Below are 15,941 nucleotides of genomic sequence, written 5' to 3'. Positions count from 1 at the left end.
GGGGGGGCCCCCGCGACCGCCTCTTCGGAAAGGGCGGTCGCGGAGGGCGCGAACCCGAGCCGGGGCCGATCGGTCCCTCATGGCGTCGAGTCCGCGCCCCCAGGATCATCCCGCGTAGCGCGGGGAGGTGTCCCATGTCCACCGCCGTCAAGACCCGCAAGACCAAGTCCAAGGCCAAGTCCAGCGACAAGGCCGAGAGGAAGTCCGACCGCATCGAGGCCCAGGACGCGCCGCGAGGCGTCGAGGAAGCCGTCCCGTCCCACGTCGTCGGCAAGCCGGCCGAGGTCGAGCCGACCGAACGCGCCTACAGCCACGCCGAGGAGCCCGAGGCCGCCCTCCGCTCCGCCGAGGCCCCGGACGCCGGCTACGGCCGCTGCACCGAGTCCTCCGATTGGGAAAACCGCGGGCGAAGCTGACCAAGGAGCGGAGCGGTCGGGCCAGGAACTTCGGGCCCTCAAGGCCCCACCGCACCGTCCCACCGGCGGGCCTCCCGCCGGCAGAGCGACGCCCCAGCATCCCAGCGACTCGCGAAGAGACGGCCGAGGGCCCCGCGCCCTCGGCCGTCTCCTTTTCGTTACGACGCCCTTCCGTCGAGCGGAAGGCGGGGCCTCATTCCCCCAGTTCTTCCCGCACGACGGCCCAGGCCAGCTCCAGGGCGTCGGGGATCTTGGCGGGGTCCTTGCCGCCGGCCTGGGCCATGTCGGGCCGGCCGCCGCCGCCGCCGCCGACCGCCGGGGCGACCTTCTTGAGCCACTGGCCGGCGTGCCGGCCCTTGGCGACGAGGTCCTGCGAGAACGCCGAGACCAGCGACACCTTGCCGTCGACCGCGGCGATCAGCAGGACCGCCAGGTTCTCCGGGCGCTTCCGACGCAGGCCGTCGATCAGGACGCGCATCTCGTCGAGGTTCGCCTCCACGGCGGCGATCACCACCGCGGCCTCGCCGGCGGCCCGCGCGGCGGCCAGCAGCTCGTCGGGCGTGGCCTTCGGGCCGGACTCGGGCTTGCGCTGGGCGGCCTGCTTCTTCAGCGTCTTGACCTCCTCCAGCAGCGCCGCGATCCGCCCGCCCACCTGCGCCGGGGGGACCCGCAGCGTGGCGGCGACTTCCGCCAACGCCTCCTCCTCCTGGCGCACGAAGTCCAGCGCCGCCTGGCCGGTCAGGGCGATGATCCGGCGCGTCCCCGCGGCGACCGACTCCTCCCCCAGGATCTTGAACGGGCCGACCTGCCCCACGCTGTCCAGGTGGGTGCCGCCGCACAGCTCGCGGGAGAAGTCCCCCATGCGGACGACGCGGACGATCTCCGGGTACTTCTCGCCGAACAGGGCCATCGCCCCCAGGTTCCTGGCCTCGGCGATCGGCATCAGCTTCCAGTCGACCGGGGCGGCCGTCATCACCAGCTCGTTGACGGTCTTCTCGATCGCCTGGAGCCGCTCCTTGCCGACGGCCTCCGGGTTGGAGAAGTCGAACCGCAGCCGGTCGGGCTCCACCTTGCTGCCGGCCTGCTGGGCGTGCTTGCCCAGGTGCTTGTGGAGCGCGTTGTGCAGCAGGTGCGTCGCCGAGTGGGCCCGGCGGATCGCCTGCCGGCGCCCGGCGTCGACCGTGGCCGTGGCCTCGGCGCCGACGTCCAGCCGGCCCTCGACGACGCGGCCCAGGTGCAGCGTGAAGTCGTTCTCCTTCTTGGTGTCCTCGACCTCGAACAGGAAGCCGTCGCCGACGATCGTCCCGGTGTCGCCGACCTGCCCGCCCGACTCGCCGTAGAACGGGGTGCGGTCCAGGACCACGGCGACCGGCGGCCCGGCGGCGCCGGCCGCGGCGGAGTCCGCCAGCCTCCCCTGCTCCAGGACGCCGATCACCTTCGCGGGGGCCTCGGTCGCCTCGTAGCCGAGGAACTCCGAGCCCTTGTTGTAGGCCTCCTTCAGGGTGTCGAGCGGGCCGGTGGCGAAGACGTCGGCGGCCTCGGCGGTGCCGCGCGAGACGGCGGCGAACGCCTTGCGGGCCTCCTCGAAGCCCGTCTGGTCGATGCGGAGGTTCTGGTCGGCGGCGAGGCTCTCGGTGACCTCGACGGGGATGCCGTAGGTCGAGTGCAGGTCGAAGGCGTCGCGCCCGGACACCACGTCGGAGCCGGCCGCCTTGGTCTTGCGGAAGGTGTCGCTCAGCAGCCGCATCCCGTTCTCCAGGTTGCGGAGGAACCTCTCCTCCTCCTCCCGGATGGCGTGCTGGACCCGCGGCACGCTGTCGACCAGGTCGGGGTAGCCCCCCTTCATGGCCTCGGCGACGACCGGGGCGAGCGTGTACAGGAACGGCTCGCGACGCCCCATCTGATAGGCGTCCAGCACGGCGCGGCGGAGCAGCCGCCGGACGACGTACCCCTGCTTCTCGGGGCCGGGCCGGATGTTCTCGTGGAGGCAGAACATCAGCGTCCGGGCGTGGTCGCTGGCCCGGCGGATCCGGACGCCGTCGAGGGTGTCCTTGACCTGGGCGTAGTCGACCCCCAGCGCGTCGGCCGCGGCGGCGACGATCGGCACGAAGAGGTCGATCTCGAAGTTCGACCTGGCCCCCTGGAGCGCCGCGGCGGCCCGTTCCAGGCCCATGCCGGTGTCGATGTTCTTGTTCGGCAGCGGCTCCAGCTGGCCGGGGCCGACGCGGTTGAACTGGGTGAAGACGAGGTTCCAGATCTCGACTTCCTCGATGCCGTCGCCGTGGTAGAAGATCTCCGAGCAGGGCCCGCAGACCCCGTTGGGTCCGTGGGTCGGGGCGCCGGCGGGCCAGAAGTTGTCGTCCTCGCCCATCCGCTTGATGCGGTCGGCCGCGACGCCCACCTCCTTGTTCCAGATGTCGAACGCCTCGTCGTCGTCCTGGTAGACGGTGAAGGTGAGGCGGTTCGGGTCGATCTTCAGCGTGTCGACGAGGAACTCCCACGCCCAGTGGATGGCCTCGCGCTTGAAGTAGTCGCCGAACGAGAAGTTGCCGAGCATCTCGAAGAACGTCATGTGCCGCGGGGTGCGGCCGACGTTCTCGATGTCGCCGGTGCGGATGCACATCTGGCAGGTGGTGGCGCGCTTGAAGCTGGGGTCGCCCAGCCCCATGAACTCGCGCTTGAACTGGTTCATCCCGGCGGGGGTGAACAGGACCGTCGGGTCGTTCGGCGCCAGCACGTCGCTCGGCTTGCGGACGCAGCCCTTGGAGGCGAAGAATTCCAGGTACGCTTCACGAAGGTCGTCGGTTTTCATGGGTGGTCCGCGGGCGCTCGGGACGTGATGGCCGCGCGGCGCGCGACGGCCCCAGGCCCCCCATTGTGCGGGACGACGCCCGAACGGACAAGGCGGGTCGACCGGGGCGGGGGCCGCGACGGCGCCGGGAGACGTCAACGCGGGGGAAACACGCCTTCGTCGATCAGGGCCCGGCGGAGATCGATGCGGAAGTCGAGATTGATGGCCGGCACCTCGACTGTCGCCCGCCCGCTCGCCGTCCGGCCGACCAGCATGGGGCCCGACCAGCGGAAATGCCGGCCCCAACCCTGGCGACGAGGATGGAACAGTGGCGTGATCCGTCCGCTGGCCGGATCAACCCCCGCGATGTTTGGCCCCTTGTGCAGATTGCAAGAGAAGCACGCGAGGCAGAGATTGCCCGACGCCGTCGCGCCGCGATGCTGTTGGGCGATGATATGATCGATCTCGAAGGGGAGGTCATCATCCGAGGCCGCGAGCCGACAATATTCGCATCGCCCATCGGCCCGCTCCCACACGAGACTCTCAAGGGCGGGGTCCATGTCGTCGCGGTCCTCGGCCTATTTCGCGTCCGACTGGCCTTTCCCGAGCGCCAGCCTCGCCTTGGATTTCATGAGCGAAAGCATGTGGCCGACCCGCTCATAGTTGTCGATCTCGGCGGCCTCGTCCGGAGTTAGGACGCCGGCATTTGCCCTCGCGAGGAGCGCCTTCATCCGGTCCTCGTCGGCACGGTCGAAGCCGAGGGCCAGGATCGCGCGGGCGCCGTCGGCATCCCAGGAGGATCGCTCGGACTGCAGGATGCGGCCGAAGATATCCATCTCGCTCGTGCCGGCATGGACCGTGGACATGGTCGGTTGCCCTCCCGATGAAAAGAAGCCGGCGGGCGCGATCCTCGTCCGCGGATGCGTCCCGGCCCACGGACAGCATTATAGTCGGTCCCCCGCCGCCGGGTCTTCGAGCCTCCGGGGCAAAAGGCCGGGGGGCGTCGCGACGACCCCCGGAGAGGCCGAGGGACGCCCCCGGTTCGCGGTCGGTCCGGCGGTCACGCGCGACGCATGTGGGCCATCGGCCCGCGCGGGGCGAAGGACAGCGGCCGGAAGGCTTGCGGCCGGAAGGCGGGCCGGGGGAACGCGGCCATCCGCGCGGGTGCCGGCCGCGCCGCGACCGGCCTGGGGAGGCGACGCCCCGCGAACGGACCGGCCATCGCGAGCCGTCGGGCGAACCGCGGCCCCGCCGGTGCCTCGGCGATCGGCGCCGGGACGTTCGCGGGCGGGGCGACGGCCGTCGCCCGCGCGATGGGCGAGGTCGGCGCGATCGCGACGGCCGCCGCGGCGGGGGGTGCCGGGGTCGCGGCCGCCACCGGGGCCGGCGCGGGCGCGATGGGGATCGGCGTGGGCGCCGCCGGGGGCGTCACCACCCGGCCATTGGCGAGTTGGACCGAGGGGGCCGTCTTGTTCGCGAACGAGATCAGCCCGAATGGCAGGCCGCCAAGGGTCGGGGATATCGCGCCCGCGGCCAGGTCGGCCCCGGAGACCCCGCCGATCGGCGCCGCGGGCGACTCGCCCACCACGACCATGGCGTCGACGGCGATCGTGTCCTCGATGACGTCGATCCCGCTGAACCGGACGAACTGGGAGATCGTCGGCCCGTTCGGGACGTGATTATTGGTCGTGACGATGTTCCCCGCGCCGGGGACGGGGCCGAGGAGGTACGTCTGGTTGTAGCCCGCCCCACCCCCGCCGACGAGTTGGAGGGTGTCGTCGGTCCCGGCGGTGCCGACGACCTCGATCCCGCCGACCGGGTCGACCACCCCGCCCGGGGTGTTGGTGATGATGAACACGTTCTCCCCGGCCCCGCCGATGAGAATCGACGTGCCGTCGTCGCCGTCGACATGGAACGTGTTCCGCCCCGGGCCGCCTCGGAGGACGTTGTGCCCGCCGCCCCCCAGGATGACCTGATTCTGGCTCCCCAGCCCCGGCGAGGCGAAGGCGTCGGCCGAGGCGTATAGACGGTCGTCGCCGTCTCCCGCGATCAGCTCGTTGTCCCCCAATCCGCCGACGAGCATGTCGTCCCCGGAGCCGCCGTCGAGGACCAGCGTCCCGTGGAAGCCCGTGCCGAACATTATGTTGTTCGACGCGCCGCCGGTGAGGCTCGCCCCCTCCACGCCGAACAGGCGGATCGAGCCGAGCATCCCCAGGCCGGCCATCCCGGAGCCGGCCGGCGAGATCGAGAGCCGGCCCTCGCCCGACGTCCGATCCGGGTCCCTCGGGAGGCCGTTGTTGATCGTGAAGTCGACGTCGGCCACGACCACGATCCGGTCGAGCGACATCAGGCCCCGCAGGTTCGAGGCCGGCCGACCGGCCGGGACGACGGGAGGTTCGTATCGTCCCGTCCCGGCGTCGAAGAGGATCCCGTCCCTGTTGTCCGGCAGGCGGAAGTCGTCCGCGCGCACGATCAGCTCGTCGTTGCCGGCCGACGACCGGATCGTGAAGTTGCGCAGGCCGGTCGCCTGGAGGGCGCGGCCGCCGGGGTTGTCGATCGTGTAGCGGTTCCCGAGGAGCCCGCCGACGTTGTTGGACCGGGAGTCGATCAGGAAGCTACGGACGTTGTAGAAGGAAAGGTTGCTGAAGGCGACCCCGCCGCTGGAACCGGCGATCCGGTTCATGAAGGTGGATTCCGGGGTGATCGTCATCACGTCGCCGTCGTTGGGCGTGATGAGGGCGTAGTTGCCGGAGCCGTTGATCTCGGCCCGTTCCAGGTCGACGGTGAAAAGGGTCGTCCCGTCCTTGATGAACCGGCCCGAAAGGGGGGTCTCCCCGTCGGGCCGGAACTCGCCCGTGCTGGAGTTGAGGGCCTGGACGATCAGCAGGTCGCCGAGGAACGTCGCCTCCCCCCCCGCCCTGTAGGTGAAGGCGCCCCCCGCGACCGGGAGGGAGAAGTCGGCCCCGGCGACGATCGTGAACTCGTCGTCGCCGGCGCCGGAATCGACGGTGAAGTTGGTCAGCCCGGCGGCGACCAGGCCGGGCGCCTCCAGGAGGATCGAGTCGCCGTCGATCCCGGTGTCGAGGACGAAATTGGTGATGTCGAAGAAGGTGAACGGCAGGAGCGTCGCGCCGTCGTTCGTCCCGCTGATGCGGTTCCGCCCCGCGGCCGGGCTGTCGATCGTCAGGTCGTCGACGCCGGGGGGGGTGACGTAGGTGAAATCGAGGATCGGGCTGGCGAACGCGACGGTCTCGATCCGGATGAAGCTGACGGCGGCGCCGCCGCCGATGGCCACGCTCCCCGCGGCGGCGGGCCCCGTCGTCGAGGGGGTGAAGACGACGGGCGCGTTGAAGGCCTGGTTGGCGAACGTCAGCGTGTCGCCGGGGAGCGTCCCCGGAGGGCCGCCGTCGACCGCCCCGCCGCCGGCCGGGACCGGCGACCCGTTGGCGAAGTCGATCGTGATCTGGTCGTCACCGAAGGTGCTGAGGACGTCCCAGGAGGTGATCGACGCGAGCGGGAACGTCGCGATCACGCCGTCGACGTCCACGCGCAGGTTGCCGCCAACGAGCGAGATCCCGATGACGTCGTCGACGAACGTCTGGGCGCCCGTCTCGTCGGTGAACACGTCGCCATTGATGGTCAGCTCGCCGGTGTCCGTGTTGAGGTTCGCCAGGAACGTCTGGATCGTCGACGGCATCACCACCGTGTAGCCGTAGGCGTCCCGCAGGATCGAGGCGTTCAGATCCGTGATGAGCTGACGCGTCGGCGGCGGGCCGATCGTCCGGCCCGGGTTCATCAGGTCGAAAGGATTCAGCGGCGCGGCCGGGAAGGCGGGATCGACGGGGCCCTCGTAGACGTGGAGACCGCCGTTCGTGGTGAACGTGGCGGTCGACCCCGCCCCGGTGAAGACCAGGAGGTCCTCGGCGGGATCGTTCTGGTCGGTCCCCGCCGGGGTCAGGAAGCCCCCCGTGTGGATCGCCAGGCCGCTGTTGGAGGCGATGCCCATCGCGTGGCCCAGCTCGTGGACGATCGTCCGGTAGAAGTCGTTCCCCGTCCCCGCGGCGAAGGTCGCGGTGAAGCGATTCAGCAGGTCGGTGAACTCGGCGTTGTCGCCGGGGTTGGCGTCGAAGTACCAGCCGTTGCCCCCCCCGTCGTCGTCCATCGTGACCTCGGCGGAGAACGGCTTGTCCTGGGCGTCGATGCCGGTGACGCTGGCCTCGCCGCGCGCGCCTCCGCCCAGATCCGAGGCCGAGACCTCCACGACGTACGTGTTCGCCGCGATCGCGTTGCCGGGCGTGCCGACGTTCGCGTAGTTGAAATCGTCGATGACCCGTTCCCACGCCTGGATCGCCGTCTGGACGATCGTCCGGGCGATGGCGGCGTCCGCCCCGTAGGTCGCGTTGAAGTTGTCGGTGTCGGACCCGGCGGAGCCCATGTTGCTCCACACGATCGTCGAGAGCAGCGCGCGGTCCTCGAACCGCTCCACGCCGAGGCTCGGGCGACGCGTCGACCGGCGGTGGGAGGTCGGACGAGCCGCGCGACGGACGAACTTCGGTGGACGCGACATCGTCGGTGCTCCTGGGAAGGTGTCGGGCGAGGTGCGGGTCGGGGGAGCGGATCGGGGGCGCCGGGCCACCCGTCGGCGGCCGGCGCGGCTATATGGGGGCAATGGACAAGATTTGCAGGATGATCAACCTTGTGTCAAGAAAAATCACATGGCGGATTGAATCCGCGCCAAACGGCTGGGGCGCTCCGGATGGAAAACGTTGGCGACTATTCCATGGAGAATGAAAAACGCAAGGGTCGATACATTCCCCGGGAAGCCGGACGGACGCCGCGGGCCCAAACGGGCCGAAGCGGGCGGCGGGCGCGTTCGCGGACCGAGGATGAACCCCATGGATGGGAAGCCGAAGCGACATGACGCGAAAGATTCCAACCCATGTCCACGACGGATCGTTCCGCGAAGCGGCGCAATCGTTTCCGGCTGGAGTCGCTTGAAGATCGCAGCCTGATGAGCGTGCTGATCAACGCCAAGCCGACCCTGGAAGTCATCCCCCAGGGCAACCGCGTCCGCGAGATGCGCGGCGCGATCTATCTCACGCAGCCCACCCCCATCGCCGTGACCGGCACCACGCAGCCCCCGACGTCCGGGGTGCAGGTCCTCGTCCAGATCTTCGCCAAGGACGCCAACGGCAACCTGGTCAACGGCGGCGCGCCGCTGGCCAGCGCCACGCCGGACTTCTCCGGCCAGTACACGGCCACCCTCAGCCTCCCCAGCCGGCTCCGGGCCGACGTCAACACCCTGTTCGCCCGCGTGACGGCCGTCGGGTCGCTGGTCTCGAACGTCCAGATCAACCCGACGACCCTCTCGGGCCTGACGGGCGACCTGACCGTCGACGGCACGACCCTCCGCGACCTGACCGCCACGATCAACAACCCGGCGACGACCGGGACGCTGACCGGCGGGTTCGTCACCCCCGCCACGCCGATCACCGGCATCGGCGGCACCATCACCACGCCGGCGTTCCCGATCGACACCCCCGGCGGCCCCGGCACCGCGGGCCCGGCCGTGAGCACGCTGCTCGGCGGGACCGGGACGCTCGACCCGCAGGTCGGCACCATCGTCGGCGGCGCGATCAACTCGCCCGGGTCGACCAGCACCCTGACCGACGGCACCGGCGCCATCGACCCGACCACCGGCGCGTTCACCCAGACCGGGACCGCCGCGATCGCCGCGACGACGGGCACCTCCACGCTCAACATCAGCGAGGTCGCCGTCTCCGAGCCGATCACGATCGTCGTCCACCAGTCGCGCCCCGGCCCCGGCTCCACGATCCCCGTCAGGTCGCAGGAGCAATTCGCCCGCGGCGAGGCCGGCTCGCGGATCCACGGCCGCCCGACGGGCCCCCGCGCCCTCGCCGCCCGCGCCCTCGCCGGCCGCGGCCGCCCGAGCTGACGCCGCGACTCCGCCTCGCCGAGCGACGGCGCGCCCCCGGACGCGCCGTCGCTCTCGCGCGCGCCCGACCCGACGGCCTCCCGAGATAAATTCCGAGATTCGTGAAATCCCGCCGAGCCCGCCGCGGACCATGCAGGTGTTCGATGTCGACGCTCCTTGACAATCCGGAAGCAGTCGAGGATCGCGGGGCGACGGCCTACGAAGCTGATCGTCCTGGGGCCGGCCTCTTGTGGCGCGAACGGACGGGACGCCCGCGCCACAACTAAAGAGGGCCCCCGGCCCGATCCCGGCCCCTCTCCCGCCGGGAGAGGGCGGGCGCGCCAGCGGCGGGTGAGGGTCGTCGGATTTCGGGAATAGCGCCGGCCGCGCCGATGATGAACCGTCGCGATTCCCGAAACGCCCAGGCCCTCACCCGGCGGGAGAGGGGACGCGCGTTTCACGCTCGCTGGGCGAAAAACCACTTCGAAAACGACGAACGAAGCCAAGTCAACATAGCCCCAAACCGCCACCACCAAACATCTTAACCCGCGCACGGCAAAAACGACGGCGCGCGAACGAAGCCACCACGCGGAGTCGCCGGGCGCGAAAGGCAGCCTCACGCGGCGCTTGAAGCGCCGGCGGGGGCCTCGTAGCATCGGCCGGTTGGACTCAACCACGTTCGGCGCGACGATCGAGGCGACGACATGACTGGCCTGCCCCTGCTGCTGCTCCTGGCGACGACGACCGCGACGGGGCCGGACTCCGAGGCGCTGGTCGGCTATCGGCACGGGGCGATGGAGCTGGCCGGGCCTTGCGACCGCCGCGTCGCCGTCGACCCGGTCTGGGTCTACGCCTATCCGAAGCTAAGGCTTCGATACCGCGCGACCGGGATGCCGGGCGACGATTCGGCGGTGCTGACCCTCTCGCCGGGGAGCGTCGGCCCGGTCACGCCCGGGGCGACGAACCCGGAGAATCCCTTCGTCGCCGGCATGCCCGTCCCGGCCGTCCTCGCGCGAGACCTCGCGGCGGACGGGGAGAGCCACGCGCTGGAGGTCGACCTTCGCGACCAGATGAGAACGCCGCAGATCCACGAGCTTCGCCTCGCCCTCCCCGAAGGGGCCACGCTCCACGTCGAGGAGTTGACGTTCGTCGGCGGCCCGGACCTCCTGCCGGGCGAGGCCCCCGCCCTCCCGCCGGACGCGACCGCCTGGGACGTCGAGGGGCCGATCGCCGAGGGCGCCTGGCGCGGGACGACGATGCGCGGGGAGGAGTCGGTCCGAGTCGTCGGCGAGCCCCGCGCGGGGCGGTCGTTCCTCCTGGCGATCGCGCCCCACTTCGCCACCGTCCGCGAGTTCGCGGCGGGCGCGCCGGCCGATCAGATCCGCGTGAAGGAGAGCCACGAGACGGCCGACGTGATCGCCCGGGTCACCTACGCCGACGGCGGCTGGGACGAGCAATACCCCCTCTCTCTCGCCGAGCGTCGCCACGTCCTGACGAACAGGACGCCCGCCCTGTACGCCCTGGAACTGGACGCCGATCGCCCCGTCGCGAGCGTGGAGCTGCGCGACCGGAGCCCGCACGTCCAGTTGTTCGTCGCCGCCGCGGGGATCTCGGACGAGCCGCCGCCGGCGTCCGTCGAGCCGCTCCCCGCCGCGTCCCCTCGCGAGCCCGGCGAGCCGGGGCCCCCCGCCGAGGTCGTCCTGGGCCATCGCATCGCCGGGATCCCGGAAGGGGTCGTCTCCGCGAAGTCCTCCACGACCCCCGCGCCGGCCGGGACTCGCGCCACGTTGGAGTTGAAGAACGTAGGCGCGGAGGCCGTCGACTTCACGCTGACGTTCCCCCGCGCGACGATCCGGGCTTCGGACGACCCGGCGGACGTCGCCTATCTGTTCCCGAAGCGCGGGACGATCATCGCGACCGACGAGCGGACCTGGGAGGCCCCGTACAACGCCGCCTTCCCGCTCCAGTTCCTCGACGTCTTCGCCCCCGCCGCGAACCGGGGGGCGGCGGTCATCGTGTGCGACACCGAGGGCCGCGACAAGGCGTTCCGGCTCTCCAAGGCGGGCGCGACCGTCACGGTGGAGGTCGACCATCGGGTCCACCTGGAGCCCGGCGAGACATGGCGGGCGCCCGAGGCCCGCGTCGCCCCCCACGGCGGCGACTGGCGCGAGGGCTTCGCGGCCTATCGCGGCTGGCTGTCGACGTGGTACAGGCCCCAGGGCCCCCGCCCCGCCTGGCTCCGCTCCGCGTTCTGGGCCCGTCGCGACTACCCCGTCGGCGGCTCCGGCGAGCTGTTCGACGTGAAGCGAGGCCGCTACACCTTCGACGCCCTCATCGAGGACGGACGCCAGTTCGGCGGGATCGACTTCATCGACATCTCCGGCTGGGCCATGTCGGAGGCCGTCGGCCGCGTCGGCGACTACCCGATCGAGCTGGGAGGCGCGGCCGACCTCGCCCGCAACATCGCCGAGGCCCGCGACGAGGGGGTCCCGACCGGCCTCTACTTCGAAGGCTACCTGATCGACAAGAGGTCCGAGGTCGGCAAGCTTCTGCAAGGGCGCTCGCAACTGATCGGCAAGGACGGCGAGGGCGTCTGGTGGGCCGGCGGCGAGGCGACCGAGTTCTTCGCCTGCCCCTACGAGCCCGAATGGCGGGCCTTCCTGGCTCGCCGGGTGGCGGAAGTCGCCGCCGAGGTCGGCGCGGCGGGGGTCTACCTGGACGAGTTCGGCTTCGGCGGCAAGATCTGCCACTCCGCCGACCACGGCCATCGGCCGGGCGTCGACACCCTGCGGGGGGAGATCGAGGCCGCCGCCGCCGTCCGCCGCGAGCTGGAGGCGGCCGGGGCGGGAGACACGATGATCTACATCGAGGAGACCCCGCCCGACGCCGCGGCCCCCCACTTCGACGCCGCCTTCTGCTACGCCCTCCCCTTCACCGACTCCCGCCAGTCGCCCCTGAAGCTGAACCTCTCGCGGTTCGCCTTCCCCGACGTCCGGCTGTGGGACATGGTCTCCCTCGGCATCGACCCCCGCGCCCTGCCGGCGGAGGACTTCCGCCTCTCGCTCTGGCACGGCAACGGGCTCTGGCTGAAGGGACACGCCCGGACCTGGTACGGCGAGAAGACCCTTTCCCGGATCCGCGACGCCCACGTTATATTGAAGGAGAACGCGGACGCCTTCGCCGGCCCCGCCGAGCCGCTGGTGGCGTCGCCCCACCCCGCCGTCTTCATCAACCGATTCGGCGAGGGGCCGAAGGCCGTCCACACCCTGTTCAACGCCTCGTACCGCACCGCCCGCCTGGAGTTCCAGGGCCGCGCCTACGAGCTCGCCCCCCGCGACGTCGCCGTGGCGGCGCCCTCGCCGTGACCCGGCCGATTGTAGCGGACACGCCCGATTAGCCGGGGGCATCTGGCCTTGACGGCGGGGATTCGGGCTGTAACATGGTATCTTTCCCGGGACTGCATACAACCGCGCCCCGCGTATTGGGATCAGGCGTACCGTTCCATGAAGTGTTACCAAGCGAAGACCGGCGAGCTTTCCGCCCAGTGGTTCACGATCGACGCGGAAGGCCAGGTTGTCGGCCGGCTCGCGGCCCAGATCGCCCCGATCCTGATGGGGAAGCACCGCCCGACCTACACCCCCCACATCGACACCGGCGACTACGTCATCGTGACGAACGTCGATAAGGTGGTGTTCACCGGCGACAAGTGGCGGCAGAAGACCTACCAGCGCTACTCCGGGCACACCGGCGGCCAGCGCGAGGAAGCCGCCTGGAGCCTGCTCAAGCGCCGGCCCGAGCAGATCCTGGAACTCGCCGTCAAGCGCATGATGCCGAAGAACAAGATCGGCCGGCACATGCTCGGCAAGCTCAAGCTGTACGTCGGCTCGGACCACCCGCACCAGGCCCAGAACCCGGCCCCGCTGGAGCCCTACGCCGGCCGCCCGGCCCCCTCCGGCGCCATCCTCGCCCCCCCGCCGGTCGAGAAGAAGCGTCGCCGCCCGGCCGCCGAGGCCGCCGCGACCACTTCGGCCGCCCCGGTCGAGGACCAGGCCCAGGAGACGGCCGCCCCCGCCCAGCCGCCGGCCGAAGAGGCCCCGGCCGCCGAGTGATCCAGGTCGAGCCGCCCCCTCGTTAAGTCGATAGGACGGCTCCCGCGCGTCGGAACCCCCAGACCAGCCCGAGGATTCCAAAACGACCATGTCCGCGACCGCGACCGCCTCGAAAACGTACACCTGGGGGACCGGCCGGCGCAAGACCGCCGTCGCCCGGGTCCGCATCGCCGAAGGCGACGGCAAGTTCATCGTCAACGGCCTCGACGCCCGCGAGTACTTCCCCCTGGAAGTGCAGCAGACCGACATCCGCGCCCCGCTCAAGGCCACCGAGATGGCCGAGCGCGTCGACGTCTTCGTCAACGTCGTCGGCAGCGGCAAGCCCAGCCAGTCCGGCGCCGTCGTCCAGGGCCTCGCCCGCGCCCTGAAGGCGTTCCGCACGGACCTCGACGAGGCCCTCCGCGCCGGCAACTACCTCACCCGCGACGCCCGTATGGTCGAGCGCAAGAAGTACGGCCACAAGAAGGCCCGTAAGAGCTTCCAGTTCTCCAAGCGCTGATCGAAGAATCATCGCTCGTCTGGATCCTTGTCCCGGAAGGCCGAGGTTGGCAACAACCTCGGCCTTCCGCTTTTCCTGGATATCCCTCGGAAGTCATCGCACACCGTCGACGCCGGCATGGAGGGTCGCCGATGCTCCTCCGACTATTGGGCAGGGCGCGGCGGATGCGGATGAAGGTCATCAAGCCTCTCGGTCGCGGCCGAAATCCGGATCAGTTGCGGATCAGCCTATGCGATCTCGACCACGAGATCGCCCGGGTGCTCGCCGAGCATTTCCATGACGTCGATGGGGTCGAGGTGCTCGTCGGCGACCTGCTCGACCTGGACTGCGACGCCCTCGTCAGCCCGGCGAACAGCTTCGGCGACATGAGCGGCGGTATCGACCAGCGGATTGACCGGTTCCACGAAGGTTCGGCCCAGCGAGCCCTCCAGGGACGAATCGCGGCGAAATACCACGGCGAGTTGCCCGTGGGCGTGGCGACCGTCATTGAGATGGGCACTCGGCGATTCCCCTATCTCGTCGCCGCGCCGACCATGCGCGTCCCCGGCCGGGTCTCCGGGACCACGAACGCATACCTCGCGATGCGCGCGGTCTTCACGGCGATCCTCGACCACAACGCGAGCGAGGCCAGGCGCATCCGTAGCGTGGCCGTGCCCGGCCTGTGCACGGGGGTCGGCGGAATGGCCGCCGCCGAGGCGGCCCCTCAGATGAGGGCGGCCTACGACATGGTCGTGCTCGGCGGTTGGAGACGGATCGAACATCCGGCGCAGGCTCCATTCGCCCTGGGTTCGGGGCCCGCGCCGTGGCAATGGGGATCAGGCGGCGGACGGTAACGAGTCACCCTCACGCGCCGCCGTGGAGGTCACTCGGGGTAAAACCGGTCAACCGCGGCACGGCCCGCCGATGCAAGGAGATCGCCGTGAAGAAGCTGTTCGAGATCAGGCGCGGGGCCGAGCCTCGCTGGGTTGGCGACGGGTTCCCCGTCCGCACGCTGTTCTCGCACCAGGAGTCCGGGGCCCGGATCAGCCCGTTCCTGATGCTGGACTACGCCGGCCCGGCCGAGTTCGCCCCGTCGGAGAAGCCTCGGGGCGTGGGCGAACATCCTCATCGTGGCTTCGAGACCGTCACCATCGTCTATCAAGGCGAGTTGGAGCATCGCGACTCCGCGGGGAACCACGGCAAGATCGGCCCCGGCGACGTGCAGTGGATGACCGCCGCCTCCGGCCTCGTCCACGAGGAATGGCACGACCGGGACTTTTCCCGTCGCGGCGGCGTGCTGGAGCTGGTCCAGCTCTGGGTCAACCTGCCGGCGAAGGACAAGTCGGCCGCGCCCGGCTACCAGGAGATCCCGGCCGCCCGGATCTCGACGGTCGACCTCGACGCCGCCGGCTCGGCGCGGGTGATCGCCGGCGGGTTCCGCGGCACGGAAGGCCCGGCCCGGACCTTCACGCCGATCACCCTGATCGACCTGCGCCTCGGGGCCGGCTCGCGCGTCGAGATCCCATCGCCCGAAGGCCATTCCGCGATCGTGATGGTCCTGAAGGGGAAGGCCACGACCGCCGGCGAGACGCTCGGCGAGGCGGACACGGCGATCCTCGACCCCGACGGCGAGGGCGTGACCGTGGAAGCCCTGGACGATGCGACGATCCTGTTCCTGGGAGGCGAGCCCATCGACGAACCCGTCGTCGCGCATGGCCCCTTCGTCATGAACACGGAGGAGGAGATCCGGCAGGCCATCCGGGACTATCGCGACGGCCGCATGGGTCGCCTGGTGCCCCCCGCCTGACGGTCGGCGGCCCCCGTCGTCATCCCCCGACCCGCTCCACCAGGATCAGCCGGTTGCCGTCCGGATCGTAGGCATAGGCTTCTCGCCCGTGAGGCGCGTCGAACGGGGGCGCGACGGTGCCTCCCAACCGCTCAATCTCGGCGACGGCCCGGCCCAGGTCGGGGACTTCCAGCACGAGGTTCAACGCGGTGCGGCGATCGGAGGGGTTGCGGAAGTCGTCGGCCCCGCCGGCGCGCGGGCGGAAGATCGCCAGCCGCAGCGCCGGGAGATGAAACGCGGCGTAGGAGTCGCGGATCCGCTCGTCGGGCTCGCGTCCGAAAAGCGCCCCGTAGAACGCGACGGCCCGCGCGAAGTCCTCGGCGCCGATCGCCGCGAACGCCCCGGTGAAGTCGATCCCCATCGCCG

12 protein-coding genes are annotated in these 15,941 nt (G+C 70.9%); 7 read left to right on the top strand and 5 right to left on the bottom strand.

The annotated features are described in order from the left end of the window. Positions 1-134 precede the first annotated feature (134 nt). Positions 135-416, top strand: a complete 282-nt coding sequence (locus WG209_RS14010) for a hypothetical protein (protein ID WP_337175676.1) — start codon at positions 135-137, stop codon at positions 414-416. A gap of 193 nt (positions 417-609) precedes the next feature. Here WG209_RS14010 and alaS read toward each other — a convergent pair whose 3' ends face one another. From alaS to WG209_RS13990, 4 genes are all read right to left on the bottom strand, one after another. Then, a complete protein-coding gene (alaS, locus tag WG209_RS14005; RefSeq protein ID WP_337175675.1) occupies positions 610-3,228 on the bottom strand; it encodes an alanine--tRNA ligase in 2,619 nt (872 codons plus the stop codon). A 134-nt stretch (positions 3,229-3,362) separates the two neighbouring features. Continuing rightward, positions 3,363-3,767, bottom strand: coding sequence for an HNH endonuclease signature motif containing protein (locus WG209_RS14000; RefSeq protein WP_337175674.1), 405 nt, complete (start codon positions 3,765-3,767; stop codon positions 3,363-3,365). An 18-nt stretch (positions 3,768-3,785) separates the two neighbouring features. Next, positions 3,786-4,073 carry a hypothetical protein gene (locus WG209_RS13995; RefSeq protein WP_337175673.1) on the bottom strand — a complete coding sequence of 96 codons (288 nt, stop codon included), beginning with the start codon at positions 4,071-4,073 and terminating at the stop codon, positions 3,786-3,788. A gap of 194 nt (positions 4,074-4,267) precedes the next feature. Beyond that, positions 4,268-7,774 carry a hypothetical protein gene (locus WG209_RS13990; RefSeq protein ID WP_337175672.1) on the bottom strand — a complete coding sequence of 1,169 codons (3,507 nt, stop codon included), beginning with the start codon at positions 7,772-7,774 and terminating at the stop codon, positions 4,268-4,270. Between the two features lie 372 nt (positions 7,775-8,146). On the opposite strand from WG209_RS13990, the gene WG209_RS13985 reads away from it, so the two are divergent. The 6 genes from WG209_RS13985 to WG209_RS13960 all read left to right on the top strand — a co-directional run bounded on the left by WG209_RS13985 (position 8,147) and on the right by WG209_RS13960 (position 15,536). Then, a complete protein-coding gene (locus WG209_RS13985) occupies positions 8,147-9,163 on the top strand; it encodes a hypothetical protein (RefSeq protein ID WP_337175671.1) in 1,017 nt (338 codons plus the stop codon). Positions 9,164-9,846: 683 nt separating this feature from the next. Next, on the top strand, positions 9,847-12,507 hold the full coding sequence (locus WG209_RS13980) for a DUF6259 domain-containing protein (protein ID WP_337175670.1): 2,661 nt from the start codon (positions 9,847-9,849) through the stop codon (positions 12,505-12,507). 138 nt (positions 12,508-12,645) lie between these two features. Further along, the gene (gene rplM / locus WG209_RS13975) at positions 12,646-13,251 is read left to right on the top strand and encodes a 50S ribosomal protein L13 (protein WP_337175669.1); all 606 of its coding nucleotides are present in this window, start codon (positions 12,646-12,648) and stop codon (positions 13,249-13,251) included. An 88-nt stretch (positions 13,252-13,339) separates the two neighbouring features. Beyond that, entirely contained in the window at positions 13,340-13,750 is a 411-nt protein-coding gene (gene rpsI / locus WG209_RS13970; RefSeq protein ID WP_337175668.1) for a 30S ribosomal protein S9, read from the top strand. A 170-nt stretch (positions 13,751-13,920) separates the two neighbouring features. After that, positions 13,921-14,583: a macro domain-containing protein gene (locus WG209_RS13965; RefSeq protein ID WP_337175667.1), complete on the top strand. Its 663-nt coding sequence runs from the start codon at positions 13,921-13,923 to the stop codon at positions 14,581-14,583. Between the two features lie 86 nt (positions 14,584-14,669). Continuing rightward, positions 14,670-15,536, top strand: a complete 867-nt coding sequence (locus WG209_RS13960) for a pirin family protein (RefSeq protein WP_337175666.1) — start codon at positions 14,670-14,672, stop codon at positions 15,534-15,536. Between the two features lie 19 nt (positions 15,537-15,555). Here WG209_RS13960 and WG209_RS13955 read toward each other — a convergent pair whose 3' ends face one another. Beyond that, a complete protein-coding gene (locus WG209_RS13955; RefSeq protein ID WP_337175665.1) occupies positions 15,556-15,936 on the bottom strand; it encodes a VOC family protein in 381 nt (126 codons plus the stop codon). Positions 15,937-15,941: the final 5 nt, after the last annotated feature.

The sequence above is a fragment of the Paludisphaera sp. genome (genome assembly GCF_037189885.1).
GTDB lineage: Bacteria > Planctomycetota > Planctomycetia > Isosphaerales > Isosphaeraceae > Paludisphaera.
This window is presented reverse-complemented; position numbering and strand designations above follow the sequence as displayed.

Coding starts and splice junctions, on each gene's coding strand:
- WG209_RS14010 (WP_337175676.1), top strand. CDS start 135: ATGTCCACCGCCGTCAAGACCCGCAAGACCAAGTCCAAGGCCAAGTCC.
- alaS (WP_337175675.1), bottom strand. CDS start 3,228: ATGAAAACCGACGACCTTCGTGAAGCGTACCTGGAATTCTTCGCCTCC.
- WG209_RS14000 (WP_337175674.1), bottom strand. CDS start 3,767: ATGGACCCCGCCCTTGAGAGTCTCGTGTGGGAGCGGGCCGATGGGCGA.
- WG209_RS13995 (WP_337175673.1), bottom strand. CDS start 4,073: ATGTCCACGGTCCATGCCGGCACGAGCGAGATGGATATCTTCGGCCGC.
- WG209_RS13990 (WP_337175672.1), bottom strand. CDS start 7,774: ATGTCGCGTCCACCGAAGTTCGTCCGTCGCGCGGCTCGTCCGACCTCC.
- WG209_RS13985 (WP_337175671.1), top strand. CDS start 8,147: ATGTCCACGACGGATCGTTCCGCGAAGCGGCGCAATCGTTTCCGGCTG.
- WG209_RS13980 (WP_337175670.1), top strand. CDS start 9,847: ATGACTGGCCTGCCCCTGCTGCTGCTCCTGGCGACGACGACCGCGACG.
- rplM (WP_337175669.1), top strand. CDS start 12,646: ATGAAGTGTTACCAAGCGAAGACCGGCGAGCTTTCCGCCCAGTGGTTC.
- rpsI (WP_337175668.1), top strand. CDS start 13,340: ATGTCCGCGACCGCGACCGCCTCGAAAACGTACACCTGGGGGACCGGC.
- WG209_RS13965 (WP_337175667.1), top strand. CDS start 13,921: ATGAAGGTCATCAAGCCTCTCGGTCGCGGCCGAAATCCGGATCAGTTG.
- WG209_RS13955 (WP_337175665.1), bottom strand. CDS start 15,936: ATGGGGATCGACTTCACCGGGGCGTTCGCGGCGATCGGCGCCGAGGAC.